Here is a 24200-nt window from a genome sequence, read left to right on the forward strand (position 1 = left end):
CGTGCGCATCTTCGACCCCCACACCCACATGACGTCGCGCACCACCGACGACTACCGGCGCATGCATGCCGCCGGCGTCCGGGCCGTCGTCGAGCCCTCCTTCTGGCTCGGCCAGCCGCGCACGAGCGTCGGCTCCTTCACCGACTACTTCGACGCGCTCCTCGGGTGGGAGCCGTTCCGCGCGTCGCAGTACGGCATCGCGCACCACGCGACGATCGGCCTCAACCCCAAGGAGGCCAACGACGCCCGCTGCCGCGAGGTGCTCGACGTCCTGCCGCGCTACCTCGCCAAGGACCGCGTCGTGGCCGTCGGCGAGCTCGGCTACGACTCGATGACTCCGGAGGAGGACGACGTCTTCGCCGCGCAGCTCGCGCTCGCCGCCGAGCACGAGCTGCCGGCCCTCGTGCACACGCCGCACCGCGACAAGCTCGCCGGGACGCGCCGCACGCTCGACGTCGTGCGCGAGTCGGCGCTCGAGCCGGGGGCCGTCCTCGTCGACCACCTCAACGAGATGACGGTCGGCGTCGTCGCCGAGTCCGGTTGCTGGATGGGCTTCTCCGTCTACCCGGACACGAAGATGGACGAGCACCGCATGGTCGAGATCCTCCGCCACCACGGCCTCGAGCGGATGATCGTCAACTCGGCCGCGGACTGGGGCAACAGCGACCCGCTCAAGACCCGTCGCGTCGGCGAGACGATGCTCGCCGCGGGCTACACGGCCGACGACGTCGACCGGGTGCTGTGGCGCAACCCCGTCGAGTTCTACGCCCAGAGCGGGCGGCTCGAGCTGCCCGAGACCGAGGCGCCGGAGACCGAGCTCGTCGGCGCCGGCGCGACGTTCATGGGCAACTCCGTGCTCCGCGGCGCGAGGGAGTGAGTCGTGCGCCTGCTCCACGCCGACGGCCAGACCGTCCACGTCGCCTACTGCACCAACGTCCACCCGGGTGAGGACCTCGACACGATCATCGGGCAGCTCGACCGCTTCGCCCTGCCCGTGCGTCACCACCTCGGCGCCGACCTCCTCGGCCTGGGTCTCTGGCTCAGCGCGCCGGTCGCCCGTGGCCTCGCCGACGACCCCCGGCAGGCCGACCGACTGCGCGCAGCCCTCGACGCGCGGGGTCTCGAGGTCGTCACCCTCAACGGCTTCCCCTACCGCGGCTTCCAGGACGAGGTCGTCAAGCACCGCGTCTACCACCCGGACTGGACCGAGCCGGCCCGCCTCGCCTACACGACCGACCTCACCGAGGTGCTCGCCCGCCTGCTGCCCGACGACGCCGCCCGGGGCAGCATCTCGACGCTTCCCCTCGGGTGGCGGCACCCGTGGTTCGGCGACCGGCAGGTCCTCGCCGCCGAGCAGCTCGACCGGCTGGCCGACCACCTCCACGCCCTGCGCGGCCGCACCGGCCGCGAGATCCGCGTCGGCCTCGAGCCCGAGCCGGGCTGCGTCATCGAGACGACGACCGAGCTCGTCGACCGGATGGCGGGGTGGGATCAGGAGGTGCTCGGGGTCTGCCTCGACCTCTGCCACCTCGCGGTCGGCTTCGAGGACGCGGCCGTCGCCGTGCCTCGGCTCGCCGCCGCCGGCCGTCGCGTCGTCAAGGCGCAGGTCTCCGCTGCGCTGCACGTCGAGCACCCCGGCGACGACGCCACCCGCAGCGCCCTCGCCGCCTTCGACGAGAACCGCTTCCTGCACCAGACCCGCTCGCCGGGCCAGCCGGGCGAGGGCCACCAGCTGCGGGCCCGGGACGACCTCGGCGACGCGCTCGGCGGCCCGCGCCCCCTCGACCCGTGCCCGGGTGGCACCGAGCGTCCGTGGCGGGTCCACTTCCACGTGCCGCTCGACCACGCCCCCGAGCCACCGCTCTCCGCGACGACCGGCGACCTGCGGCACTCGCTCGACGTCCTCGTCGGCGGTGACACCGCCCTGACCGACCACCTCGAGGTGGAGACCTACACGTGGACCGTCGTGCCCGAGGCGGTGCGCCCGACCGACGACGCGGCCCTCGCCGTGAGCATCGCCGGCGAGCTCGCCTGGCTGCGCGACACCCTCATCGATCTCGGCCTCAAGGAGTCCGCATGACCACCCCGACCACGCAGCCCACCCCGACCACGCAGCCCACGAAGGTGCTGCTCCTCGACGTCGTCGGCCTGACGCCGCGCGCCCTCGCGGACATGCCACGCCTTTCCCGGCTCGCCGCCTCCGGCTGGCAGTCGTCGCTCGGGACCGTGCTGCCCGCCGTCACGTGCTCGGTGCAGTCGACGATGCTCACCGGTCGCCCCGTCGCCGACCACGGGGCCGTCGGCAACGGCTGGTACTTCCGCGACCTCGGCGAGGTCTTCCTCTGGCGCCAGCACCACGCCCTCGTCGAGGGCGAGAAGGTCTGGGACGCCCTGCGCCGCGCGCACCCCGGCGCGCGGGTCGCCAACGTCTGCTGGTGGTACGCCATGGGCATGGACGTCGACTCGATCGTCACGCCGCGCCCGGTCTACCACGCCGACGGCCGCAAGTCGCCCGACTGCTACACGCGACCGGCGGCCCTCCACGACCGGCTCACCGACCGGCTCGGTGCCTTCCCGCTCTTCCACTACTGGGGCCCCACCGCGTCGATCGCCTCGTCCCGCTGGATCGTCGAGGCGACCCGCATCCTGCTGCCCGAGCACGACCTGACGCTCTCCTACGTGCCGCACCTCGACTACGACCTCCAGCGCTTCGGCCCGGAGTCGCCCGAGGCCCGCGCCGCGGCGCGCGAGCTCGACGCCACCCTGGCGCCGCTCCTCGACGACGCGGAGCGCCTCGGCGTCAGTGTCGTCGTCGTCAGCGAGTACGGCATCACCGCCGTCGACCAGCCCGTCGACGTCAACCGGGTGCTGCGCCGAGCCGGGCTGCTCGAGGTCCACACCCAGGCCGGGATGGAGTACCTCGACCCGTGGGCGTCGGCGGCCTTCGCCGTCGCCGACCACCAGGTCGCCCACGTCTACGTCAAGGACGCCGACCGGCTCGAGGAGGTGCGCGCGCTGCTCGAGGCGACCCCCGGCGTCGACCAGGTGCTCGACCGGGCCGGCCAGGCGGCATACGGCCTCGACCACGAGCGCAGCGGCGACCTCGTCCTCGTCGCCGAGCCACGCGCCTGGTTCACCTACTACTACTGGCTCGACGACGAGCGCGCACCCGACTTCGCGCGCGGCGTCGAGATCCACCGCAAGCCCGGCTACGACCCCGCCGAGCTCTTCTTCGACCCCGCCGACCGCTCCGCCAAGGCGCGCGCCGGGCTCGGCCTCGTGCGCAAGAAGCTCGGCCTGCGGTATGCCATGAAGGTCGTCCCGCTCGATCCGCGGTGGGTGCGCGGCAGCCACGGACGGCTGCCCGCGGACCCCGCGGACGGACCCGTCGTCCTCACCTCGGACGCGAGCCTGCGCCGTGAGACGGTGGCGGCAGCGGACGTCCACGACCTCGTCCTCGAGGCCGCCGGCGTCCCCGTCGCCGCAGCCACCCACCACTGACCCAGCACCTCACCGCAGCCCTCACAGCAGCCCTCACAGCAGCAGCAAGGAGATCCACGATGGCCCGACCGATCACGCTCTTCACCGGACAGTGGGCCGACCTGCCCTTCGAGGAGGTGTGCCGCCTCGCGGGGGAGTGGGGCTACGACGGTCTCGAGATCGCCTGCTGGGGCGACCACTTCGAGGTCGACCGGGCCCTCTCCGAGGACGGCTACATCGAGTCACGTCACGAGATCCTCGAGCGCCACGGCCTGAAGGTCTGGGCCATCTCGAACCACCTCGTCGGCCAGGCCGTCTGCGACGACCCCATCGACCAGCGGCACCAGGACATCCTGCCGTCGGCCGTCTGGGGCGACGGCGACCCCGAGGGCGTGCGGCAGCGCGCGGCCGAGCGGATGGCCGACACGGCCCGCGCCGCGGCACGGCTCGGCGTCGACACCGTCATCGGCTTCACGGGGTCGGCGATCTGGAAGTACGTCGCGATGTTCCCGCCCGTGGGTGACGACGTCATCCAGGCGGGCTATGCCGACTTCGCCCGCCGCTGGAACCCGATCCTCGACGTCTTCGACGAGGTGGGAGTGAGGTTCGCCCACGAGGTGCACCCGAGCGAGATCGCCTACGACTACTGGAGCACCGTCGCGACGCTCGAGGCGATCGGGCACCGCGAGGCGTTCGGCCTCAACTGGGACCCGAGCCACATGGTGTGGCAGGACCTCGACCCGGCCGGCTTCATCTGGGACTTCAAGGACCGGATCTACCACGTCGACTGCAAGGACACCCGCAAGCGGATCGGCAACGGCCGCAACGGTCGTCTCGGCTCGCACCTGCCGTGGGGCGACCCGCGCCGCGGCTGGGACTTCGTGTCGACGGGTCACGGCGACGTGCCGTGGGAGGACTGCTTCCGCACGCTCAACGCGATCGGCTACGACGGCCCGATCTCGATCGAGTGGGAGGACGCCGGCATGGACCGTCTCGTCGGTGCGCCCGGGGCACTCGAGTACGTCCGGGGCCTCAACTTCGAGCGCCCGACCGCCTCCTTCGACGCGGCCTTCAGCAGCTCGAAGGACTGACGCACGCGGCCCCCGCGGGTCTACCGTCGGGGCATGGGACTCGTCCAGATCGCCCAGCACGCCGACGACCTCGGCCGGGCCACCGCCTTCTACCGCGACCTGCTCGGGTCCGAACCGCTCGCGACGTTCGACCCTCCGGGGCTCGTCTTCTTCGACGTCGGCGGCGTGCGACTGCTCCTCGACCAGGGCGCGCCGAGCGCCCTGCACTACCTGCGGGTCGACGACATCGACGCCACGGTCGAGCGTCTGCGAGCGGCCGGCGTCGGGGTGCGCGCCGAGCCGCACGTCATCTTCGGGCACGACGACGACATCCTGGGGCCGGCCGGCACCGACGAGTGGATGGCGTTCGTCGTCGACTCCGAGGGCAACCTCGTCGGACTCGTCGAGCAGCGACCGCGCGGCTGACCGACGCGTGACCGGGCGATCTGTCGATTCCGGGTGACCCCTTTCGTGTAGGTGGTGCAGGGTGCACACCGGGTGCACCACCGACCAGCCGGCAGCGCCGGCAGGAGGAGATCATCGTGAAGACCTACCTCATCAGCCTCTTCTCGCCCGACGGGCCGCCGCCGGAGGACCTCGACCTCACGACGGTCATGGCCGACCTCGAGGTCGTCAACGCCGACATCCGCGCGGCCGGGGGTTGGGTGTTCGCCGGCGGCCTCGCCGACCAGGCCAGCGCCACGACGATCCGCAGACCGCGCGACGGGGTGGCCGACGCCGTCCTCACCGACGGGCCGTTCGCCGAGGCGAAGGAGCACCTGGGCGGCCTGACGATCCTGCGCTCCGACGACTACGACGTCGTCCTCGGCTGGGCCGAGCGGATCGCCGGAGCCACGGGCCTGCCCGTCGAGGTCCGCCCGTTCCAGGGCGACGGCGACCCCGGCCAGGCGCCGACCGACCAGTGACGGCGCGCACGTCATGACGGTCTCGGGCGCGGACATCGCGCGGGTCTTCCGCGCCGAGCACGGCCGCGCGGTGTCCGTGCTCATCCGCGCGCTCGGTGACATCGACCTCGCCGAGGACGCCGTCCAGGACGCATTCACCGTGGCCGTGGAGCGCTGGCCCCGCGACGGTATGCCGCCGAGTCCCGCCGGCTGGATCATCACGACCGCGCGGCGCCGGGCCATCGACCGGCTGCGCCGGGAGGCGACGCGGGAGGCCCGCCACACGGAGGCGCTCGCCCTGCACGCGCCGGACGACGGCTCTGGACTCCCGGAGGAGGGACCCGTGAGGGACGAACGACTGCGCCTGGTCTTCACCTGCTGCCACCCCGCCCTCTCGCGGGAGGCCCAGATCGCGCTGACGCTCCGGCTGCTGGGCGGCCTGACGACACCCGAGATCGCGCACGCCTTCCTCGTGCCGGAGTCGACGATGGCCCAGCGGATCGTCCGGGCCAAGAGCAAGATCCGCTCGGCCGGCATCCCCTACCGGGTGCCGCGCGACGAGGACCTGCCCGCCCGGCTCGCCTCGGTCCTCGCCGTGCTCTACCTCGTCTTCACCGAGGGTCACACGGCCACCGCCGGCGCCGACCTCGGCCGACCGGACCTCGCCGCCGAGGCGATCCGGCTGGCCCGGCTGCTCGTCGAGCTGATGCCGGACGAGCCGGAGGCCGCGGGCCTGCTGGCCCTCATGCTGCTGACCGAGGCCCGGCGCCCGGCGCGCACGGACGCCGCGGGCGAGCTCGTCGTCCTGGCGGAGCAGGACCGCTCCCGCTGGGACCGCGCGCTCGTCGACGAGGGCCAGGCGCTGGTGCACCGGTGCCTGCGGCGCGGCGCCCCCGGCCCGTACCAGCTCCAGGCCGCGATCAACGCCGTGCACACGGATGCCCGCACCGCGGCGGAGACCGACTGGTCCCAGGTCGTCGCGCTCTACGACCACCTGCTGCGCCTCGCGCCGACCGACGTCGTGCGGCTCAACCGGGCCGTCGCCGTCGCCGAGCTCGACGGTCCACAGGCCGCGCTCGCCCTCCTCGACCGTCTGGACCTCGACGGCTACGTCGCCCTCCACGTCGTGCGGGCCGAGCTGCTCGGTCGTCTCGCGCGGTGGCCGGAGTCGGCCGCCGAGTGGGACCGGGCCGCCGGGCTCAGCGACAACGGGCCCGAGTCGCGCCACTTGCTGGCCCGTGCCGCCAGAGCTGCCGGAGCTGCGGCGCGGACAGGTGACCGGCGGTAACCTGCGGTCATGACGACCCCGCCGTCCACCGCTCCGACCGACATCGCGTCCCCGTGGGGAGGGGTCGGCCGCACCATCGACCTCGACGGCCCCGTCCACTGGGTCGACTTCGGCGGCCCCGACGCGGATCCGGAGGTGCCCGAGGCGCCGCCGGTCGTCCTCGTCCACGGTCTGGGCGGTTCGCACCTCAACTGGGTCGGCATCGCCCCGGCGCTCGCCGCCCGTCGCCGGGTCGTCGCGATCGACCTGCCGGGCTTCGGGCTGAGCCCGGCCCTCGGTCGTGCGACGAGCGTCAACCACAACGCGGCCCTGCTCAGCCGCTTCGTCCACGAGGTGCTCGGCCGCCCCGTCGTCCTCGTCGGCAACTCGATGGGCGGCATGGTGAGCCTGCTGCTCGCCGACCGTCGCCCCGAGCAGGTCGTGGGTCTCGCGCTCGTCGACCCCGCGCTGCCCAACCCCGGTGCGCGGCCCGACCCCCAGGTCGCCGCCACCTTCGCGATGTACGCCGTGCCGCGCGTCGGCGAGCTCGTGCTCACCCGCTACAACAAGAGCGTCTCGGACCGGCAGCGCGTGCTCGGCACTGTGGCACTGTGCTTCGCCGACCCGTCACGTGCCGACGACGACGTCGTCGAGGCCGGGATCGAGCTCGCCGCCTGGCGCCGGTCGCTCCCGGACCCCGAGGGCGAGTTCCTCGGTGCCGCGCGGTCGCTGCTGCGCGTGCTCCGCGGGCGCCGCGAGTACGACCGGATCATGCGTGACCTCGACCGCCCGGTGCTGCTCATCCACGGCACCAGCGACCGCCTCGTGCCCGTCTCGGCCGCCCGCCGCGCCGCGCGGCTCAATCCGGCCTGGCGCACGGCCTGGCTCGACGGGATGGGCCACACGCCTCAGCTCGAGGCGCCCGATGACGTGCTCGGGCACCTCGAGCCCTGGCTCGACTCCCTCGTCTGAAGGGACCCGCCGGCGTCAGGCGACGCCGTGGGTGACGCGTGAGGCCAGCTCGGTGCCCCACTCGCGGGCGCGGTCGAGCTCGCCCGCCTCGATGGGTCCGGGGGTGCCCTGGACCCAGAAGGTCTCGCCGCGCTCGGCGCGACCGAATCCGTGGTGCCGCAAGGACTTCGCCGCGGCGCTCGCGGCCGACCCCGGCAGCATCTTGACGTGCACGCGCGTGTCGAAGGTGACGACGGGGAGCTCGGGCCGCGGTGTCACGGACTCGATCCACTCGCGGACGCCCTCGTGTGCGGCGGTGCCGCCCTTCGTCGTCGCGTCCTCGCGCGTCTTCGGGCGGGTCATGCCGAGGGCGTGCGTGGGTCCGCCGACGAGCAGCAGGTCGACGTCGTCGGGGATGACGGTCGGGGCGTCGTCGACGTGGACGAGCCGGACGTCACCGTCCTCGACCGGTCTGCCACGGCGCAGCCCGTCGGCGATGGCCGAGGCGATCTCGCGGGTGTTGCCGAACATGGACTCGTGGACGATGAGGACGTTCATCATGGATCCCTTCCGCCATCCACGCTACGCGCGGCGTGCGTGGGCGCGTCCGAATCGTGACGCACGAGACGTGCCGCGACACAATGGGATTCGCGGCCTCCACCGGGTCGCCAGCCGACGACGAGGAGAGTCACCGTGGACGCCAAGGACTGGGACGAGCGGTATGCCGCCCACGACCTCGTGTGGTCGGCCGAGCCGAACCGCTTCGTCGCCGAGATCATCGGCCCGCTGACGCCGGGTCACGCGGTCGACCTCGCCGCGGGCGAGGGGCGCAACGCGATCTGGATGGTCGAGCAGGGCTGGGTGGTCACGGCGTCGGACTACTCGCCGGTGGCCGTGGAGCGGATGCGGTCGCTCGCGGCCGACCGTCTCGGCGACGACCTAGGCCGGCTGACCGCGGTCGTCGCCGACGCGACGCTGTCGACGCCCGGCGGCCCGGCCGCCTACGACCTCGCGTTGCTCTGCTACCTCCAGCTGCCGGCCGAGCAGTGGCGGCAGGCGCTGCGCTCGGCCGTCGAGGCGGTGCGCCCGGGCGGCCTGGTCGTCGTCGTCGGCCACGCCGGTCGCAACCTCGCCGAGGGCTGGGGCGGCCCGAGCGACCGCGCCGTGCTCTACGACCCCGAGGAGGTGCTCGACCGGGCCGAGGGGCTTCCGGTCGCGGCCCTGCAGTCGGGCATCCGGGAGCGTCCGGTCGCGACCGACGACGGTGAGCGCGTCGCGCTCGACACCGTGGTCGTGCTGCACCGCGAGGGCTGAGCGCCCTGCCCTAGCGCTTGCCGTACTTCTGGTGGACGGCCTGGCGGCTGACGCCGAGCTGCTCGGCGATCTCGGCCCAGGCCAGGCCCTGGTTGCGGGCGCGCCGGACCACGGCGGCCTCGGTGCGGTCGGCGGTGCGCCGCAGCTCGCGCGCCGCGGCGAGGGCGGCGCGCGGGTCGTCGTCACCGGTGGCCCGAGCCAGCTGGAGCATGTCGTCGACCTCCTTCGTCATCGCGGTCACCTCCCGTGCCGTGTCAACTTCTGTTGACAGCGTAGGTCGCGTGGCCGGGTCCGTCAACCAATGTTGACGGGGGGCCGCCTGCGCAGGAGTGGCCCGACCGGTGCGCGCCCAGCAGGATGGCGGCATGGCACTCGAGCTCTCGCACACGACCGTCAACGCCCTCGACGCGCACGCGCAGTCCGTGTGGTGGGCCGACCTCCTCGGCTACCACGAGGACCCCGCCGACCCCAATGAGCCGGGGCACGAGGAGTGCATGATCTTCTCGCCCGACGAGTCGCACCGGCTGCTCTTCATCGAGGTGGAGGACGCCAAGCAGGTGCGCAACCGCGTCCACCTCGACCTGCGCCCCACCGACCGACCGCGGGACGAGGAGGTCGAGCGCGTCACGGGGCTGGGGGCGGCCGTCGTGCAGGACTGCCGCACGGACGACGGTCGTGGCTGGGTCGTCATGTCCGACCCGGAGGGCAACGAGTTCTGCATCCTGCGCAGCGACGACGAGCGGCGCGCGGCCGGGGACCTCTGAGCATGACCGTCACCCGCTCGATCCTGCTCTTCGTGCTCGCCGCCTTCGCCGAGATCGGCGGCGCCTGGCTCATCTGGCAGGGGGTGCGGGAGCACCGGGGCTGGATCTGGGCCGGCGCGGGAGTCGTCGCTCTCGGCCTCTACGGCTTCGTCGCCACGCTCCAGCCCGACGCGAACTTCGGGCGCATCCTCGCCGCCTACGGTGGCGTCTTCGTCGTCGGCTCGCTCGTGTGGGGCATGGTCGCCGACGGCTTCCGACCCGACCGGTGGGACGTCGCCGGCGCCCTCGTGTGCCTCGTCGGCGTCGCACTCATCATGTACGCACCCCGTTCGGGCTGAGCGGTGCCTCTTGGATGCTCGTGACGGCATACGGCCGGGGGTATCATGGGGCGTTCCCGCAACGACCCCAGGAGGATGCCGTGGAGCTCGACCTCGACGAGATGCAGTCGGTCATCCGTCGCCTCAACCGCGCCCGCGGCCAGATCGGCGGCATCGTCAAGATGATCGAGGAGGGGCGCGACTGCAAGGACATCGTCACCCAGCTCGCCGCCGTCTCCAAGGCGCTCGACCGGGCCGGCTTCGCCGTCATCGCCACCGGCCTGCGCGAGTGCATCACCAACCCGGACGGCGAGACGATGGACGTCGCCCAGATGGAGAAGCTCTTCCTCTCCCTGGCCTGAGGTCAGTGGGCCAGCACCGGGTGGCGGAGGCCCGTGCCGGCGAGCCAGGTGCGGTAGCCGCCGTCGAGGTTGCGCACCTCGCGACCGGCGTGCGCGAGCACCCGGGCGGCGGTGTGGCCGCGCTGGCCGACCGCGCAGTGCACGACGACCGGGCCGGGCGGGATCTCGTCGAGGCGTCCGCGGAGCTCGTCGACCGGGATGAGGACCGCGCCCGGGATGGCCCCGGACTCGTGCTCCTCGTGGGTGCGCACGTCGACGAGGACCGCGCCGTCCGCCACGGCGTCCGCCAGCTCGTGCCACTGGACCGAGCGGCTGACGCCCGTGCGGAGGTTGTCGGCGACGTAGCCGAGCATGTTGACGGGGTCCTTGGCCGAGGCGAACGCAGGGGCGTAGGCCAGCTCGAGGTCGGCGAGGGCTGACGCCGTCAGACCGCCGGTCATGGCGGTCGCGATGACGTCGATGCGCTTGTCGACGCCCTCGCGGCCGACGCCCTGCGCGCCGAGGATCGCGTCGGTGTCGCGGTCGACGAGGAGCTTGAGGCTCATCCCCTCGGCGCCGGGGTAGTACGTCGCGTGCGACGCCGGGTGCGTGTGGACGACGCGGTGCGGGCGCCCGGCGGCGACGAGGCGCTTCTCGCTCCAGCCGGTCGTCGCGACCTGCAGGCCGAAGACGCCGACGATCGCGGTGCCGAGCACGGGCCGGTCGTGGGCCGGGAGGCCGGCCATGACGTCGGCAGCCATGCGGCCCTGTCGGTTCGCGGTGTTGGCGAGCGGCACGAGGACGGGCTCCCCGTCGAGGGCGTCGCGCTTCTCGACGGCATCACCGACGGCGAGGATCCGCGGGTCGCTCGTGCGGAACCTGCTGTCGACGAGGATGCCGCCGAGGCGGCCCGTCTCGAGTCCGGCGTCGTCGGCCAGGCGCGTGTCGGGCCGGACGCCGACGGCCGAGACGACGAGGTCGGCGGGGACGTGCTCGCCGGTCGCGAGCGTCACCGTGTCGGGTCCGACGGCCGTGACGGATGCACCGAGCCGCAGGACCACGCCGGAGGCGCGGAGGTGGTCGTGGACGGGGGCGACCATCTCGGCGTCGAGTGGCGTCATGACCTGGTCGGCGGCTTCGACGACCGTGACGGCGATGCCGCGGCGGGTGAGGTTCTCGGCGAGCTCCAGCCCGATGAATCCGCCGCCGATGATCGCGGCGGTGCGGGCCGGAGTGCTGGCCGCGACGAGGGCGTCGGTGTCCTCGATGTCGCGCAGCGAGAGGGCGCGCTCGATGCCCGGGATCGGCGGCCGGACCGGCCGCGCGCCGGGGGAGAGGAGCACGTGGTCGTAGGGCAGCTCGGACACGGTGTCGGTGGCGAGCTCGCGCACGACGACGATCCGGCGCTCGCGGTCGATCTGCACGGCCTCGGTGCCGACGCGTACGTCGAGCCCGAAGCGGCGCCCGAGGGACGTCGGCGTCTGGAGCAGCAGGGACCCGCGGTCCTCGATGACGCCGCCGACGTGGTACGGCAGGCCGCAGTTGGCGAAGGACACGTGCCCGCTGCGCTCGACGACGGTGATGTGGGCGTCCTCGTCGAGCCGGCGCAGGCGCGTGGCGGCACTCATGCCGCCCGCGACGCCGCCGATGATGATGTGTTCCATGCCCCTGATAATACCCCAGGGGGTATCCGATCTCGAATCGTGGCCTGCTGGACTCTGGACGAACCGGGCACTGCGGCGCGACCATGGAGGGCACGGAGGTCGCGCCATGAACGTCCAGCCGAATGCCGCCATCCCGCCCCTCGCCCCGGCGGGCCAGCTCGATGCGCAGGGTTTCGATCGTGGTCGGGTCGAGACCGCCGCCGACCTCGCCGTCCATCTCGAACGAGTGCGGCGACACCGGTCCGAGCTGCGTGACTCCGTCGCCGCCGTCGACCTCGCGCTCGAGGCGCCGATCGCCCGCGGCGGGATGTGGCGCGAGCGGGTGCGGGCGGCCCTCGCCGAGCTGGCGCACGACTTCGACGACCACGTCGCGCTGACCGAGAGCCCGGGCGGCATCTACGACCGGGCCCGGCGCAGCGCGCCGCGGCTCTCGGTCCGCGTCGAGCGGCTGCTCGAGGAGCACCGCGACCTGCGCGAGGCCCTGCACGGCTACCTCGCGGTGCTCGAGCACGGCGGCACGATGGCCGACCTGCCCGTCTTCCGGGAGGAGCTGACGGTCCTCGTCGGCCGGCTCGTGCGCCACCGCCAGAAGGGCGGCGACCTCGTCTACGAGGCCTACGACGTCGACCTCGGTGGTTCGGGCTAGGGCTGTCGGTCAGGCGCTGGGCTCGAACCGCGGCCGCAGCGTGAAGCCCGACATCCCCTCCGTGCTCGTGCGCGAGGCCAGCACCTGGTGCAGCTGGATCTCGTTGCGTTCGAAGGCCAGCCGCGACCCCGCGAGGTAGAGGCCCCAGACCCGAGCGGTGCCGAGACCGGCGATCTCGACGCAGTCCTCCCAGCTCTTGGCGAGGTTGGCGTTCCACGCCGCGCACGTGCGGGCGTAGTGCTCGCGGAGGTTCTCGTGGTGGCGCACCTCGAAGCCCTCGTCCTCCATGACCCGCACGATGTCGCCGCTGCCGGTCAGTTCGCCGTCGGGGAAGACGTAGCGGTTGATGAAGCCGCGGGGCGGCAGTCCCGGGTGCTGGTTGTCGGGGCGGGTGATGCAGTGGTTGAGCAGGCGGCCCTCGTCCCGCAGCCGCTCGCGCAGGAAGCGGAAGTAGGCGGGGTAGTTGCCGACCCCGATGTGCTCGGTCAGCCCGATCGAGCTGATCGCGTCGAAGCCGCGCTCGGAGACGTCCCGGTAGTCGCCGTGCCGGACCTCGGCCCGATCGGCCAGGCCCTCGGCCTCGATCGCGGCCTGCGCCCACGTCGCCTGCTCGCGCGAGAGCGTCACCCCGAGCGCCGTGACGCCGTAGTGCCGCACCGCGTGGCGCACCATGCCGCCCCAGCCGCACCCGACGTCGAGCAGGCGCATGCCCGGCCGCAGGCCGAGCTTCCGGGCGACGAGGTCGTACTTGTACGCCTGGGCGTCCTCGAGCGAGGCCTCGTCGGTGGGGAAGCACGCGCAGGTGTAGGTCATCGAGGGGCCGAGGACCTTCTCGTAGAAGGCGTTCGACACGTCGTAGTGGTGGCTGATGGCTTCGGCGTCGCGTGTCCGGGCGTGCCGCAACCCGTGTGCCAGCCGACGCAGCTGCCCCGGCGTCTCCTCCGGCGGCAGGGTCGGGGCGTGCGGCCGGTGGTGGGCGACGAAGCGCGCCAGCTCCGTCGCCTCGTGCCGCGAGGGGCGGCGCGGGGTGAGCCCGTCGCCGACGACGCGCAGCACGTCGTAGGGGTCGGCCTCGTCGATCCCGTCGATGACGAGGTCACCGAGCAGGTACGCGCGGGCGAGGCCGAGCTCGCCGGGCGCGGTCAGGAGGTGGTTGAGCGCGTCGGGGTTGGTCAGGCGCAGCACGAGCCCGTCGGGGCTGCCGCCCTCCGAGCCGTCCCACGCGACGACCCGCACCGGGGCCCCGGGGCCGAACACCTGGTCGAATGCCTGTCCCACTGTCAAGGTCATCGAGCCTGCACCGCCTTCTCGTAGAGCGTCGGGAACCGTCCCCCCGGGTCGTACCTGCGCTTGACGGGGGCGTATGCCGTGCCGCCGTAGAGGGCGGCGAAGGTCCCCTCGTCGTAGTACGCGTCGGAGTAGAGCGACTTGTGGCCGCCGAGCCGGGTCACCTCGGCCTCGATGCGGCGGTTGACGTCGCCGTCGGCCGCGCCCGGCTCGATGGCGACCGTCGACCAGAAGCCGACGTTGACGTAGCGCTCGTCCCGGCGCATCGGGTAGAGCGGCCACGGCGTCTCGTCGGGGGCCGCGCCCGGAGCCGGGCGCAGCTGGATCGGGCACAGCCAGACCGGTTCGATCGGCACCTCGCGCAGGAACCAGTCGACGAACTCGGCCGTGCGCGCGAGCGGGATCTCGACGTCCTGCACGACGCGCTCGCGGTCGGGCAGTCCGCGCAGCCGGTCGAGCCGGCCCATGACGCGGTGCCGGTTCTCGAAGGCGACGATCCGCCAGTAGACGTCGCTGCGCAGCAGGTGCCGCGGCCAGAGCCGGCGGATCGCCGGGACCTGGGCGCCGAAGGCCCGGCTGCACCAGAACCAGTCGGTGTCCCAGCGCCAGAGGTAGTCGTGGGCGGTCAGCACGTCGGTGCGCCGCTGCTGGATCGAGCGGTAGAAGACGTGCTCGCCCGTGTAGTCGCTCGGCCGGGCCTGGCCCTCGAGGTGGTCGGTCCAGCGTCCGAGGCAGAGGTAGGCCTCGGTGGCGCCGAAGACGACGCCGTCGACGAAGTCGACCCGGTCGCCGTCCCACGTCTGGGACGACAGCACGACGTCGACCGCGTCGGTGAGTGCGCGCACCGAGTCGAACCGCACGTGCCGCAGGGCGACGTACGGCCGGGCGGGCTCGAGCTCGATGACGAGGTCGAGCGCGTAGCCGAGCGAGCCGTAGGAGTTGGGGAAGGTGTGGAAGAGGTCGGCGTGGTCGCCGTCGGGCGTCGCCGTCACGACCGCGCCGTCCCCGGTGAGGATCCGCATCGCGTGCACCGACTCGTGCGGCAGGCCGTTGCGGAACGACGCCGCCTCGATGCCGAGACCCGTGACGGCCCCGCCGATCGTGATGGTGCGCAGCTGCGGCACGACGAGCGGCACGAAGCCGTGTGGCAGGAGCTCGTCGACGAGCTGCTCGTACGTCGTCAGACCCCCGACGAGCGCGGTCGCCGGACCGCCGTCGACGCCGCGACGGACCTCGACGACGCCGGTCATGGCCGAGAGGTCGAGCCCGGGGGAGTCGGTGGCGCTGCGGTCGCGGAAGAGGTTGGACGTGCGCTTCGCGAGCCGGACGGGCCGGTCGGGCGGCAGGGCGGCATACGCCCTCCCCACCTGTTCGAGTGCACGCTCGTGCTCGCGGACCCGCTGGAGGGGATCGTGCCGATCCGCAGGAGACGTGACCTGAGGGGTTGCCACCATGTCAGTCAAACAGATCCGGATCGGGTGCGCTCGGGATGTGCGACTACTCGCGAGCGAGCATCGCGGCGCCGAGCCCGACCATCATGACCCCGCCGGTGGCGCCGAGCGTGTCGAGCCGGGCGGGCTTGCGGGCGAACCACTCCCGGGCCCGCGCGGCGAGCAGCGCCCACATGCTGTCGCTGCAGATGGCCATGAGACCGAAGACCCCGCCGAGCACGGCCATCTGGACGCCCACGTGGCCCGCGCCGGTGTTGACGAACTGCGGGAGGAAGGCGACGAAGAAGAGGATCGTCTTCGGGTTGGTGAGGCCGACGACGGCACCGATGCGCAGCGCGTGTCCGCGCTTCGCCGACACGTGCGCCTCCATGGCCTCCCGGGCGTCGTGGCGGTGGCGGATGGCCTGGACGCCGAGGTAGATGACGTAGGCGGCGCCCGCGACCTTGATGACGGTGTACGCGGTGATGCTCGCGGCGACGACCGCGCCGAGGCCGACGGCGACGAAGACGGCCTGCGCCGTGACGCCGACGGCGTTGCCGACGACCGAGAGCAGTGCCTCGCGTCGCCCGACGGTCAGGGCACGACCGATGGTGAAGAGCAGGCTGGGGCCCGGGACCTGGATGAAGAGGATCGACGCGACGAGGAACGCGACCCACTGGCTCGATGACGGCACCGGACCAGTGTGCTCCCGGCGGCCGACAAAGGGCAGGCGGTTTTCGAGGCTCGGACACTAGCGTCGGGGGGATGACGACACCTGCTCGGACCGAGCGCACCGACCCGCCCCTCGCGGCCGACGAGGCCACCACCCTCGTGGCCTTCCTCGACTACCACCGCGACACCCTCCGTCTGAAGACCGAGGGCCTCACGGCCGAGCAGCTCGCCCAGCCCCTCGCGCCGTCGACCCTGACGCTCGGGGCCCTGCTCAAGCACGTCGCGCTCAACGAGGCGAGCTGGTTCGGTGAGGTGCTGCACGGACGTCCGATGCCCGAGCCGTGGGCGAGCGCGGACTGGGACGCCGACCGCGACTGGGAGATGACGTCGGCGCGCGACGACAGCCCCGAGGAGCTGCGCCGGATCATGGACGAGTCGGTCGAGCAGGCCCGGCGCGACATCGACGCGGCGCTCGCCGCGGGTGGGCTCGAGTTCCGCTCGGCGACGCTGTCGCGCAAGGAGAACCAGACGTTCAGCCTCCGCTGGATCCTGCTGCACATGATCGAGGAGTACGCCCGCCACAACGGCCACGCGGACTTCCTCCGCGAGGCGGTCGACGGCGTCACCGGGGAGTGACGGCCCGCCGGAGGCAGAAGCGACGGAGCGGCTCCGCCGGCATGACCTCGGCGAGGTCGCGGTAGCGCTGCGCCGCGTGCTCGCGTCGTCCCGTGCGCCACTCGAGGTCGGCGAGGGCGAGGCTCGCGTCGCGGCTGGCGTAGGCCGGTGAGCCGGCCTCGATCGCGGCCAGCTCGGCCTCCACCTCGGCGACGGACCCACCGGGGTCGGCGGCGAGGATGCCCTGGGCCGTGGCGACGAGTCGAGCGACCCGGACGGAAGGGGAGGGCCACCGGTGCTCGAGCGCGCCGTAGAGCTGGACGATGCGCCTCCAGTCGGTGCGCTCGAACGACGACACGCTCGAGTGCAGTCCGGCGATCGCCGCCTCGATGGCGAAGCGACCGTCTCCTGCCGCGGCGACCGTCGCGTCGGCGAGCCCGGCCCGGAGCAGGGCGCCGTCCCACCGGCTGCGGTCGACCTCGTCGAGCGCGAGCCCTGTCCCGGTGTCGTCGACGCGGCCGGGCCGACGGGCCAGGCCGAGCCGGATGACGGCTCGCAGCCCGCGCACCTCGGTGTCATCGGGGTAGGCCGCGACGAGGGCGTCGGCGATGGACAGCGTCTGGCGCCCGGTGTCGGCCAGGGCATCGGCAGGGTCGAGGACCGTCCGGTGCGCGACCGTGAACATGCCTGAGACGCAGGCGATGACGACAGGAAGCCGCCGACCGCGCTCGGTGGCGTCCGGCACGTGGAAGGTGCCCCGGGCTTCGGCGAGGGCCCGCTTGGCGCGCGTGAGCCGGGCTGCGGCCGCGGTGTCCTGCACGCCGAGGTGGCCCGCGATCTCAGGGATCGTCAGGCCGCAGACGACGCGCAGGGCCAGGACCATGCGGGAAGCGGGTGAGATGGCCTCGTCGCACGCGACGAAGAGCAGGGCGAGGCGGTCGTCGAGCCCCTCGTGTCCGTGCAGGGACAGGTCGTCGGCATCCATGGCGGCGTGGTCCGCCTCGGGACGGGCGAGCTCGGGGGCGAGCCGGCGCAGCGTCGTCCGCCGTCGGGCGTCGTCGAGCCAGGCGCGCCGGGCCACCGAGGTGCACCACGCGGCATACGACTCGATCGGCGCCCCGCCGGCGCGCTCGTGCGCGGCGGCTCGTGCGACGGCCTCGGCGGCATACTCCTCGGCGTCGTCGAGGCTCCCGGTGAAGGAGGCGAGGGCGCGCACGATGCGCGGCCACGCCTCCTCGAACTCACCCGTCCCGAGCGGCACTCACATCCCCGTCGGGAAGACCTTGCGCCACTCGATCCGACTGGTGGTCGGCACGAGGGCGGCGATCCGGCGGGCCGTGTCCTCGTCGTCGGTCTCGACGAGGTAGAAGCCCGTGATGACCTCCGAGGTGTCCGTGAAGGGCCCGTCGGTGTAGACCGCGTCCTCGACGGCGCGGTCTCCGGAGCCGGGAGTCACCGTGCCGCCGTAGCGGGAGTTCTGCAGGGCGGCGCCACCCATGATGCGGGCCCCGAGGTCGGCGACGGCCTGCTGGAAGGCCTTGTGCTCGGGGAACGACGCGTCCATGTCGGACGCCGCAGCGGCGCTGGGGTCCTTGCCGGCGGGGCCGGCGTCGGTCGTGGGCTCGCCACCGAGGTAGGCGTCGGAGTCCCAGTCGCCCTCGTGGATCAGGTAGACGTATGTGTCGGCCATGGCCGGCTCCTTCTCGAACAGGCGCGCAGCCGTGAGATCTGCGCGGGTGGCGACTCTCGCCACATCATCCTGACGAACTCGCCGGATGGGAATCGACACGCGGTCCCGAGAATCTCGGGCCGGTTCGGTCAGCTCCCCCCGAGACGCTCGAGGCGGCCCTCGAGCGAGGCCCGGCGGTGGGCGTTGCCCTCGAGGTCGAGGTAGCGCGTGCCGAAGGTCGCGAGCAGCGCGTCGTCGAGTCGGCGCACCGCGCCGGGCGGGTACTTGTAGCCCATCCGCTCGATGAGGGCGGTGCCGTCGACGGGGGCGATGACCTCGGCAAGGGCGTCGACCGACGTGATGCCGAGCTCGAGCAGCAGGCCCGACACCCACGTGTAGTGGTCGGTGCGCGACCAGCCGGCGTCGGCGTACTTCGCGGCGAGGAACTTCGCGAGGTCCTGCGTGCTGATGCGGGAGTCCTGCGCGACCGCGTCGGGCGGACTCGCCGGCAGGGCCATCTGGAGCCGGTCGCGGATGGCCGAGAACTCGCGGTCGGCGAGCTCGATGAGCCCGGCGGCCAGGGTGAAGCGGCGGTCGAGGTCGTGCGCGTGCTCCTCGGGGACGGTGCCCTTGTAGCGGATGTCGTGCTCGAACTCGGCCCACGCGTGCTGGAGCACCGTCCGGATCTGCACGGACGCGCTGCGTCGGCGGAGCGCCTCGTAGGCCGTCGGGACGGTGCGGCTCGCGTCGACGGCCACGAGCAGGTGCCGGCTCGCGTAGCCGAAGCGTCCCGATCGTGCGGTCTCGAGGCCCATGTCGCGGTCGTCGAGGACGGCGAGCTCCTCGGCCAGCAGCTCGGCCACGGCGGCGACGTCGTCGTGGACGTAGGTGATGACGCGCACGCCGATCTGGTCGGTGATGTCGGCGAGCGGGTCGGGGAAGAGCAGCTCGCCGTCACGGCGTCGCTCGGCCTTGGCGGCGAAGGACGCCACGGACTTCGTGCGGCCGCTCACGCTGAGGTAGTTGATGCCCGCCTCGTCGAGGAGGCCGGTGACCATCTCGACGAAGAGCGCCGTCGCGGCCTCGACCTCGGGGCGGACCGCGGCGTACGCCTGCGCCACCTCGCTGGTCTCTGGGGGCTCGACGGGCTCGGTGGGCGGGGTGCTCGCCCCGTCGGTCGCGCCTGCTCCATCGCTGTCGGACATGCCGCCATCCTGCCGTGCTCGCAGGACCGGCGGCGACCGGTAGTCGTGGAACCACCAGAGGTCCTCGCGCTCCGAGGCGCCCCACCCGTGCCGCACACCCCACCACGTCGGCGCCTGCGTCCACACGGCCCCATGTGCCGGGAACGCGCGCCTGGCCGCGTCGACGAGCCCGACCGCGCCGTCGTCCTCCCAGTCGTGGCATCGCGGCCTCACGTCGTCACTCTGCGGACACGGGAACAGGTGAGTCAGGCCGACGCCGAAGCCGAGTGCGCGGTAGAGCGAGATCGCGGACTCGAGCGTGATGCTGTGGTGGCCGCTCTCGAGCCGGGAGATGCGGCTGTGCGGGACGTCGAGCCGCTCCGCGAGGGCGCGCTGGCTCAGCAGGTAGGTCCGGCGCACGTGCCGCAGCGCGTTGCCGAACGCATCGGGGCCGTGGCCGAGGGGGACGGTCATCGGTCCACGGTCCCCGCTCCGCACCCGCGCCGTCGGCGCTGAGCTCGGCACTGTGGACGAGCGGTCGCCCGGCCCGGAGGGTGTGGACGACCGCCACGGGGCCACCGGGCCGCAGTGCCGTCACGGACGCTGTGCGTTGGGTTGCCCGGTGACTCAACCGCCCGGCGCGGCCGTCTGAGTCACGTGATGACCCAATGCACAGGGGGCACCCACGGTGGCCGTGGAAGCGTCGACTCGGACCGGGCGGGGGAATGGCGTGGACGGGCGGGGCGGGTAGGTGCGAGCGTGTCGCCCATGCACCTCGAGACCGCCCGCCTCACCATCCGTCCCTGGTCGCACGACGAGGCCGAGCGGCTGCTCGACATCCAGAGCCGCATCGAGGTCGTGAAGTGGCTCGGCGACGGCGAGCCGGTCCTCATGAAGGACCTCGACGAGGCGCACGCCCGCATCGACCGCTACCTCGAGCGCAGCGAGGCGCCGCCGCTCGGCTTCTGGGCCGTCGAGGTCCGTGAGACCGGGGTCGTCGCCGGCTCCGTCATCCTGCTGACCCTGCCGGACGCCGACGACGGCGAGGTCGAGGTGGGCTGGCACCTGCACCCCGACTCGTGGGGCCACGGCTACGCGACGGAGGCGGCGACTGCGGTGATCCAACACGGTTTCGACGGCGGCTTGCCCGAGGTCTATGCCCTGACCCACACGACGAACGAGCCCTCGCAGGCCGTGTGCCGCCGCCTCGGCCTCGACGACCTCGGGGTCATGGAGAAGTGGTACGCGGACGAGTCGCGCGTCTACCGCACCACCCCGGAGCGCTGGGCCAACCGCGCCTGAGTATGCCGTCCGGCCGGCTCAGCCGCCGACGTGCACCTGCGGACGACGGTCGGCGTCGGGCTCGGCCCGCCGGATGATCTCGTGCGTCAGGGGCGGGATGTCGCCCTCGCCGGCGAGCAGGAAGCGCAGCACGTTCTGCCCCGGCGCCTTCTCGCTCCACTCGAAGTAGATGTGGGGCGGCTTGCTGACGCGGTCGCGGACGTCGAGCAGGACCGCAGCGAGGACGTTGGGCACCGACGGGCCGGTCGCGCGCAGGATGTAGTGGCCGCCGACGACGGCGGACCCGACGTGCACGGTGGTCGCGAAGTCGCTCGCGTCGCTGATCTCCACCTCGAGGAAGATCGCGCCCTGCCGGGCGTTGAGGTGGTTGTGCATGCGGACGTCGAGGGACTTCGCGCGGTACTCGTCGCGGTCCCCGGCGTTGATCTTGTTGGCGATGAAACGCAGCGGCTGGGGGCCGAGCGCGGCGTCGTCGAGGATCGCCCGCGCGCTGTCGTCGTAGACGACCCGCTGCACGCGCAGCTCGGTCGAGCGCACGATGCGCGACCAGACGCTGATGACGACGATGAGGGCGATGAAGATCAGGGCGATGACGAGACCCTCGGGGCGCTGCTCGATCGTGATCGTGATCGTGTAGACGAAGATCGCGCTGACGACGGCGAAGAAGGCGGCTGCCGCGCGGTGGCCGCGCCGCAGCTCGGTGAGGAACACGGCGATCGCGGCTGACGTCATGAGCGCGAGCACGCCGGTGGCATACGCCCCCGCCTGCTCGTCGACGTTGGCCCCGAAGGCGAGGGTCACGACGGCGGCGATGAACGACAGCACCAGCACGAGTGGCCGCGTCGAGCGGGCCCAGTCCGGCGCCATGCCGTAGCGCGGCAGGTAGCGCGGGACGATGTTGAGCAGGCCCGCCATGGCTGAGGCGCCGGCGAACCACAGGATGCCGATCGTCGAGATGTCGTATATCGTGCCGAAGCCCTCACCGAGCAGGTCGTGGGCGAGATAGGCCAGGGCGCGGCCGTTGGCGGGCCCTCCCGGCTGGAACGCCTCGGCCGGGATGAGCAGGGTCGTGACGAGCGAGGAGCCGATGAGCAGGACGCTCATGATGAGCGCGGCGGTCGTCAGCAGCTTGCGCGCGTTGCGGATGCGGCCCTCGGGCTTCTCCGGCGTGTCGGTCGGGTCGCCCTTGACGAGGGGCATGACGACGACGCCCGTCTCGAAGCCGGAGAGCCCGAGCGCCAGGGCCGGGAAGACGAGCAGGGACGCGCCGATGATCCCGAACGGGGCCGAGTGGGCCGAGGTCATCGCCGTGATCCAGTCGCTGAACGCCGTCGGGTGGTCGCCGATCTCGACGACGCCGCGCACGAGCACGACGAAGCTGAGGCCGAGGTAGGCCACGACGAGGACGACGGCGATCCCGATGGCCTCCTTGAAGCCCTTGAGGAAGATGCCGGCGAGGAAGACGAGCAGCGTCAGCGTCACACCGACCTGGTGGCCGGTCAGGGTGCTCTTGAGGTACGGGTTCTCGATGAGGTGGGCGCTCGCGTCGGCCGCCGACAGGGTGATCGTGATGATGAAGCCGGTCGCGACGAAGCCGATGAGGCACAGCACGAGGATCTTGCTCGGCCAGTAGGACAGCAGCCGCTCGAGCATCGAGAGACTGCCGTCGCCGTGAGGGCTCTCGGCCGCGACGCGGCGGTACATCGGGAGGGCACCGAAGAGCGTGATGAGCACGAGGACGAGCGTCGCGACGGGCGACAGCGCGCCGGCCGCGAGGGCCGCGATGCCGGGCTGGTAGCCCAGCGTCGAGAAGTAGTCGACACCCGTCAGGCACATGACGCGCCACCACGGCTGCACATGCTGCTGCTCGGTCGCCTCGCGCTCGCGCTCGTAGTAGCCGCCCGGGTCGGCCTCCTCGGCGTCGAGGAACCACCGCATCAGGGGTGTGCGCTCCGCGCGCTGTGTGATCACGGCGGCGAAGTCTAGGGGTCGGCGCTGGGAGCGCCCTACCGGCGGCGCGACCGGGACTGGTAGGCGAGGGAGAGGACGACGAGCCCGAGGGCCCACAACGCATGGACGCCGTTGACGACGAGCAGGACGACGACGGACACGTGCGCGACGAGCGCGGTCCACCAGCCGCGGGTGCCGCGGGGCAGCAGGCGCAGGGCGGAGGCCGTGCCGAGCACGTAGACGAGCGTGAAGCAGCCCGTCGCGAGCAGCATGAGCGGGGTGAGGCCGAGGTCGAGCGCGACCGCGAGGACGAGCGAGAGCATCGAGCCGGCCGTGACGAGGGCGATGCTGCGGCGTGGGACCTGTCCGGCCTCGCCGCCCCGCGCCACCCATCGCGGCAGCGCCCCGTCGCGGGCCAGCGCCGCGCCCAGCCGCGAGCCGCCGGCGTAGTAGGCGTTCATCGCCCCGACCGTCAGCAGCACCGCCACGACGGCGGTCACGACGCGGGCCTGCTCGCCGAGGGCGATGGCCATGAGGTCCGAGAGCGGCGCCTGGCTGTGGCCCGTCGCCGGTCCCAGCACGAGGACGCTCGTCGTCGCGAGCCCGAGGTAGAGCACCCCGACGACCGCGACGGCGATCCCCGTCGCGCGCGGCACGTCGCGGCGCGGGTCGCGGTAGTCCCCGGCGAGCGAGGCGACGGCCTCCCACCCCGCGAAGCCCCAGACGAGCACGGCAGCCGCGGTGCCGACGGCGGCCCACCCGTTCGGGGCGAAGGGGGTCAGCGACGCCGTGCTCCCGTGCGGCAGGGCGACGGCCATCGTCGCGGTCATGAGCAGGGCGAGCACGGTCGCGAGGCCGAGCTGCACGCGGCCCGAGAAGCGCAGGCCGGCGAGGTTCATCAGTCCGGTGCCGAGGATGAGGGCCGCCGCGACGACGACGGTCGTCGTGCGTCCGCCGCCCACGACGTCGGCGACGTAGCCGCCGGCCATCATCGAGGCGGGTGGGGCCCCGACGGGCACGGCGAAGTAGAAGCACCAGCCGACCGCGCCCGCCGCGCGGTCCCCGAAGGCCCGACGGACGTACGTCGACACGCCACCGCCGTCCGGGTGCCGGGCGCCCAGTGCGGCGAACGTGCTCGCGAGCGGCACCGAGAGGAGCACGAGCGCCGCCCACGCGAGCAGCGAGGCGGGGCCGGCGACCTCGGCGGCGAGGGCGGGCAGCGTGATGACGCCGGTGCCGAGCACGGCGCCCACCGACAGGGCAGCCCCCTGTGCGACGGTGAGCGTGCCCCCGGTCGTGGAGTGGCCGGGGGTCGAGGTGGCACCGGGGATGCGTGCGGTCGTCGCCATGGCTCCAGACTCCCGCCCAAGTG

The 24200-nt window shown here is 73.0% G+C and carries 26 protein-coding genes; 15 read left to right on the top strand and 11 right to left on the bottom strand.

The window, feature by feature from the left end:
* Position 1 precedes the first annotated feature (1 nt).
* From AC1DW8_RS21510 to AC1DW8_RS21545, 8 genes are all read left to right on the top strand, one after another.
* Positions 2–877 (top strand): TatD family hydrolase, encoded by an 876-nt coding sequence (locus AC1DW8_RS21510; RefSeq protein WP_478095819.1) that lies wholly within the window; start codon positions 2–4, stop codon positions 875–877.
* Positions 878–880: 3 nt separating this feature from the next.
* Entirely contained in the window at positions 881–2080 is a 1200-nt protein-coding gene (gene eboE, locus AC1DW8_RS21515) for a metabolite traffic protein EboE (protein WP_478095820.1), read from the top strand.
* Positions 2077–3501 carry an alkaline phosphatase family protein gene (locus tag AC1DW8_RS21520; RefSeq protein WP_478095821.1) on the top strand — a complete coding sequence of 475 codons (1425 nt, stop codon included), beginning with the start codon at positions 2077–2079 and terminating at the stop codon, positions 3499–3501. Before eboE ends, AC1DW8_RS21520 begins: the two co-directional genes overlap by 4 nt.
* Before the next feature lie 59 nt (positions 3502–3560).
* Positions 3561–4571, top strand: coding sequence for a sugar phosphate isomerase/epimerase family protein (locus AC1DW8_RS21525; RefSeq protein WP_056827400.1), 1011 nt, complete (start codon positions 3561–3563; stop codon positions 4569–4571).
* A 33-nt stretch (positions 4572–4604) separates the two neighbouring features.
* Entirely contained in the window at positions 4605–4976 is a 372-nt protein-coding gene (locus AC1DW8_RS21530; RefSeq protein ID WP_478095822.1) for a VOC family protein, read from the top strand.
* 116 nt (positions 4977–5092) lie between these two features.
* The gene (locus tag AC1DW8_RS21535; RefSeq protein WP_056778950.1) at positions 5093–5476 is read left to right on the top strand and encodes a YciI family protein; all 384 of its coding nucleotides are present in this window, start codon (positions 5093–5095) and stop codon (positions 5474–5476) included.
* A gap of 13 nt (positions 5477–5489) precedes the next feature.
* On the top strand, positions 5490–6743 hold the full coding sequence (locus AC1DW8_RS21540; protein WP_478095823.1) for an RNA polymerase sigma factor: 1254 nt from the start codon (positions 5490–5492) through the stop codon (positions 6741–6743).
* Positions 6744–6752: 9 nt separating this feature from the next.
* Positions 6753–7694 (top strand): alpha/beta fold hydrolase, encoded by a 942-nt coding sequence (locus AC1DW8_RS21545; RefSeq protein ID WP_056827397.1) that lies wholly within the window; start codon positions 6753–6755, stop codon positions 7692–7694.
* A gap of 15 nt (positions 7695–7709) precedes the next feature.
* Here the strand turns inward: AC1DW8_RS21545 and AC1DW8_RS21550 are convergent, their stop codons facing one another.
* Positions 7710–8231 (bottom strand): flavodoxin/nitric oxide synthase, encoded by a 522-nt coding sequence (locus AC1DW8_RS21550; protein WP_235508798.1) that lies wholly within the window; start codon positions 8229–8231, stop codon positions 7710–7712.
* Positions 8232–8366: 135 nt separating this feature from the next.
* On the opposite strand from AC1DW8_RS21550, the gene AC1DW8_RS21555 reads away from it, so the two are divergent.
* Positions 8367–8987, top strand: coding sequence for a class I SAM-dependent methyltransferase (locus AC1DW8_RS21555; RefSeq protein ID WP_056778939.1), 621 nt, complete (start codon positions 8367–8369; stop codon positions 8985–8987).
* A 10-nt stretch (positions 8988–8997) separates the two neighbouring features.
* Here AC1DW8_RS21555 and AC1DW8_RS21560 read toward each other — a convergent pair whose 3' ends face one another.
* Positions 8998–9219 carry a helix-turn-helix domain-containing protein gene (locus AC1DW8_RS21560; protein WP_056779684.1) on the bottom strand — a complete coding sequence of 74 codons (222 nt, stop codon included), beginning with the start codon at positions 9217–9219 and terminating at the stop codon, positions 8998–9000.
* Between the two features lie 133 nt (positions 9220–9352).
* On the opposite strand from AC1DW8_RS21560, the gene AC1DW8_RS21565 reads away from it, so the two are divergent.
* The 3 genes from AC1DW8_RS21565 to AC1DW8_RS21575 all read left to right on the top strand — a co-directional run bounded on the left by AC1DW8_RS21565 (position 9353) and on the right by AC1DW8_RS21575 (position 10430).
* Positions 9353–9751: a VOC family protein gene (locus tag AC1DW8_RS21565; protein WP_056827395.1), complete on the top strand. Its 399-nt coding sequence runs from the start codon at positions 9353–9355 to the stop codon at positions 9749–9751.
* Positions 9752–9753: 2 nt separating this feature from the next.
* Complete coding sequence (locus AC1DW8_RS21570) at positions 9754–10089, top strand: YnfA family protein (RefSeq protein ID WP_056778930.1); 336 nt, start codon at positions 9754–9756, stop codon at positions 10087–10089.
* An 80-nt stretch (positions 10090–10169) separates the two neighbouring features.
* Entirely contained in the window at positions 10170–10430 is a 261-nt protein-coding gene (locus AC1DW8_RS21575) for a metal-sensitive transcriptional regulator (protein ID WP_020141925.1), read from the top strand.
* 2 nt (positions 10431–10432) lie between these two features.
* Here the strand turns inward: AC1DW8_RS21575 and AC1DW8_RS21580 are convergent, their stop codons facing one another.
* Positions 10433–12073, bottom strand: coding sequence for an FAD-dependent oxidoreductase (locus AC1DW8_RS21580; RefSeq protein ID WP_478095824.1), 1641 nt, complete (start codon positions 12071–12073; stop codon positions 10433–10435).
* A 106-nt stretch (positions 12074–12179) separates the two neighbouring features.
* On the opposite strand from AC1DW8_RS21580, the gene AC1DW8_RS21585 reads away from it, so the two are divergent.
* Positions 12180–12719 (top strand): hemerythrin domain-containing protein, encoded by a 540-nt coding sequence (locus AC1DW8_RS21585; RefSeq protein ID WP_056778926.1) that lies wholly within the window; start codon positions 12180–12182, stop codon positions 12717–12719.
* A 9-nt stretch (positions 12720–12728) separates the two neighbouring features.
* Here the strand turns inward: AC1DW8_RS21585 and AC1DW8_RS21590 are convergent, their stop codons facing one another.
* Genes AC1DW8_RS21590 through AC1DW8_RS21600 form a run of 3 tightly spaced genes read right to left on the bottom strand, consistent with a single transcriptional unit; the run spans position 12729 to position 16130 of the window.
* Positions 12729–14009, bottom strand: a complete 1281-nt coding sequence (locus AC1DW8_RS21590) for a class I SAM-dependent methyltransferase (protein ID WP_478095825.1) — start codon at positions 14007–14009, stop codon at positions 12729–12731.
* Positions 14006–15457, bottom strand: coding sequence for an FAD-binding oxidoreductase (locus AC1DW8_RS21595; protein WP_478095826.1), 1452 nt, complete (start codon positions 15455–15457; stop codon positions 14006–14008). The genes AC1DW8_RS21590 and AC1DW8_RS21595 overlap by 4 nt, the downstream gene beginning before the upstream one ends.
* Positions 15458–15503: 46 nt before the next feature.
* Positions 15504–16130: a LysE family translocator gene (locus AC1DW8_RS21600; protein ID WP_056827391.1), complete on the bottom strand. Its 627-nt coding sequence runs from the start codon at positions 16128–16130 to the stop codon at positions 15504–15506.
* A gap of 71 nt (positions 16131–16201) precedes the next feature.
* Between AC1DW8_RS21600 and AC1DW8_RS21605 the strand changes: the two genes are divergently transcribed.
* A complete protein-coding gene (locus AC1DW8_RS21605; RefSeq protein WP_056778911.1) occupies positions 16202–16744 on the top strand; it encodes a DinB family protein in 543 nt (180 codons plus the stop codon).
* Here AC1DW8_RS21605 and AC1DW8_RS21610 read toward each other — a convergent pair.
* From AC1DW8_RS21610 to AC1DW8_RS21620, 3 genes are all read right to left on the bottom strand, one after another.
* Positions 16731–17984 (bottom strand): DUF6596 domain-containing protein, encoded by a 1254-nt coding sequence (locus AC1DW8_RS21610; protein ID WP_478095827.1) that lies wholly within the window; start codon positions 17982–17984, stop codon positions 16731–16733. The genes AC1DW8_RS21605 and AC1DW8_RS21610 overlap by 14 nt on opposite strands.
* Positions 17985–18413: a YciI family protein gene (locus AC1DW8_RS21615; RefSeq protein WP_442297742.1), complete on the bottom strand. Its 429-nt coding sequence runs from the start codon at positions 18411–18413 to the stop codon at positions 17985–17987.
* Between the two features lie 128 nt (positions 18414–18541).
* A complete protein-coding gene (locus tag AC1DW8_RS21620) occupies positions 18542–20050 on the bottom strand; it encodes a helix-turn-helix domain-containing protein (protein WP_082619953.1) in 1509 nt (502 codons plus the stop codon).
* 294 nt (positions 20051–20344) lie between these two features.
* Here AC1DW8_RS21620 and AC1DW8_RS21625 point away from each other — a divergent pair, with 294 nt between their 5' ends.
* The gene (locus AC1DW8_RS21625) at positions 20345–20878 is read left to right on the top strand and encodes a GNAT family N-acetyltransferase (RefSeq protein ID WP_478095844.1); all 534 of its coding nucleotides are present in this window, start codon (positions 20345–20347) and stop codon (positions 20876–20878) included.
* An 18-nt stretch (positions 20879–20896) separates the two neighbouring features.
* On the opposite strand, the gene AC1DW8_RS21630 is transcribed toward AC1DW8_RS21625, so the two are convergent.
* Positions 20897–22816, bottom strand: a complete 1920-nt coding sequence (locus tag AC1DW8_RS21630) for an APC family permease (RefSeq protein WP_056778901.1) — start codon at positions 22814–22816, stop codon at positions 20897–20899.
* Between the two features lie 68 nt (positions 22817–22884).
* Positions 22885–24177 carry an APC family permease gene (locus tag AC1DW8_RS21635; RefSeq protein WP_478095828.1) on the bottom strand — a complete coding sequence of 431 codons (1293 nt, stop codon included), beginning with the start codon at positions 24175–24177 and terminating at the stop codon, positions 22885–22887.
* Positions 24178–24200 lie beyond the last annotated feature (23 nt).

This window comes from Terrabacter sp. P2_E3, assembly GCF_056403915.1.

Bases quoted from the DNA above. Each gene is read 5' to 3' on its own strand.
- AC1DW8_RS21520 (WP_478095821.1), top strand. From the start codon at position 2,077: ATGACCACCCCGACCACGCAGCCCACCCCGACCACGCAGCCCACGAAG.
- AC1DW8_RS21525 (WP_056827400.1), top strand. From the start codon at position 3,561: ATGGCCCGACCGATCACGCTCTTCACCGGACAGTGGGCCGACCTGCCC.
- AC1DW8_RS21530 (WP_478095822.1), top strand. From the start codon at position 4,605: ATGGGACTCGTCCAGATCGCCCAGCACGCCGACGACCTCGGCCGGGCC.
- AC1DW8_RS21540 (WP_478095823.1), top strand. From the start codon at position 5,490: ATGACGGTCTCGGGCGCGGACATCGCGCGGGTCTTCCGCGCCGAGCAC.
- AC1DW8_RS21545 (WP_056827397.1), top strand. From the start codon at position 6,753: ATGACGACCCCGCCGTCCACCGCTCCGACCGACATCGCGTCCCCGTGG.
- AC1DW8_RS21550 (WP_235508798.1), bottom strand. From the start codon at position 8,231: ATGAACGTCCTCATCGTCCACGAGTCCATGTTCGGCAACACCCGCGAG.
- AC1DW8_RS21560 (WP_056779684.1), bottom strand. From the start codon at position 9,219: ATGACGAAGGAGGTCGACGACATGCTCCAGCTGGCTCGGGCCACCGGT.
- AC1DW8_RS21565 (WP_056827395.1), top strand. From the start codon at position 9,353: ATGGCACTCGAGCTCTCGCACACGACCGTCAACGCCCTCGACGCGCAC.
- AC1DW8_RS21570 (WP_056778930.1), top strand. From the start codon at position 9,754: ATGACCGTCACCCGCTCGATCCTGCTCTTCGTGCTCGCCGCCTTCGCC.
- AC1DW8_RS21580 (WP_478095824.1), bottom strand. From the start codon at position 12,073: ATGGAACACATCATCATCGGCGGCGTCGCGGGCGGCATGAGTGCCGCC.
- AC1DW8_RS21585 (WP_056778926.1), top strand. From the start codon at position 12,180: ATGAACGTCCAGCCGAATGCCGCCATCCCGCCCCTCGCCCCGGCGGGC.
- AC1DW8_RS21590 (WP_478095825.1), bottom strand. From the start codon at position 14,009: ATGACCTTGACAGTGGGACAGGCATTCGACCAGGTGTTCGGCCCCGGG.
- AC1DW8_RS21605 (WP_056778911.1), top strand. From the start codon at position 16,202: ATGACGACACCTGCTCGGACCGAGCGCACCGACCCGCCCCTCGCGGCC.
- AC1DW8_RS21615 (WP_442297742.1), bottom strand. From the start codon at position 18,413: ATGGCCGACACATACGTCTACCTGATCCACGAGGGCGACTGGGACTCC.
- AC1DW8_RS21620 (WP_082619953.1), bottom strand. From the start codon at position 20,050: ATGACCGTCCCCCTCGGCCACGGCCCCGATGCGTTCGGCAACGCGCTG.
- AC1DW8_RS21625 (WP_478095844.1), top strand. From the start codon at position 20,345: ATGCACCTCGAGACCGCCCGCCTCACCATCCGTCCCTGGTCGCACGAC.
- AC1DW8_RS21630 (WP_056778901.1), bottom strand. From the start codon at position 22,816: ATGCGGTGGTTCCTCGACGCCGAGGAGGCCGACCCGGGCGGCTACTAC.
- AC1DW8_RS21635 (WP_478095828.1), bottom strand. From the start codon at position 24,177: ATGGCGACGACCGCACGCATCCCCGGTGCCACCTCGACCCCCGGCCAC.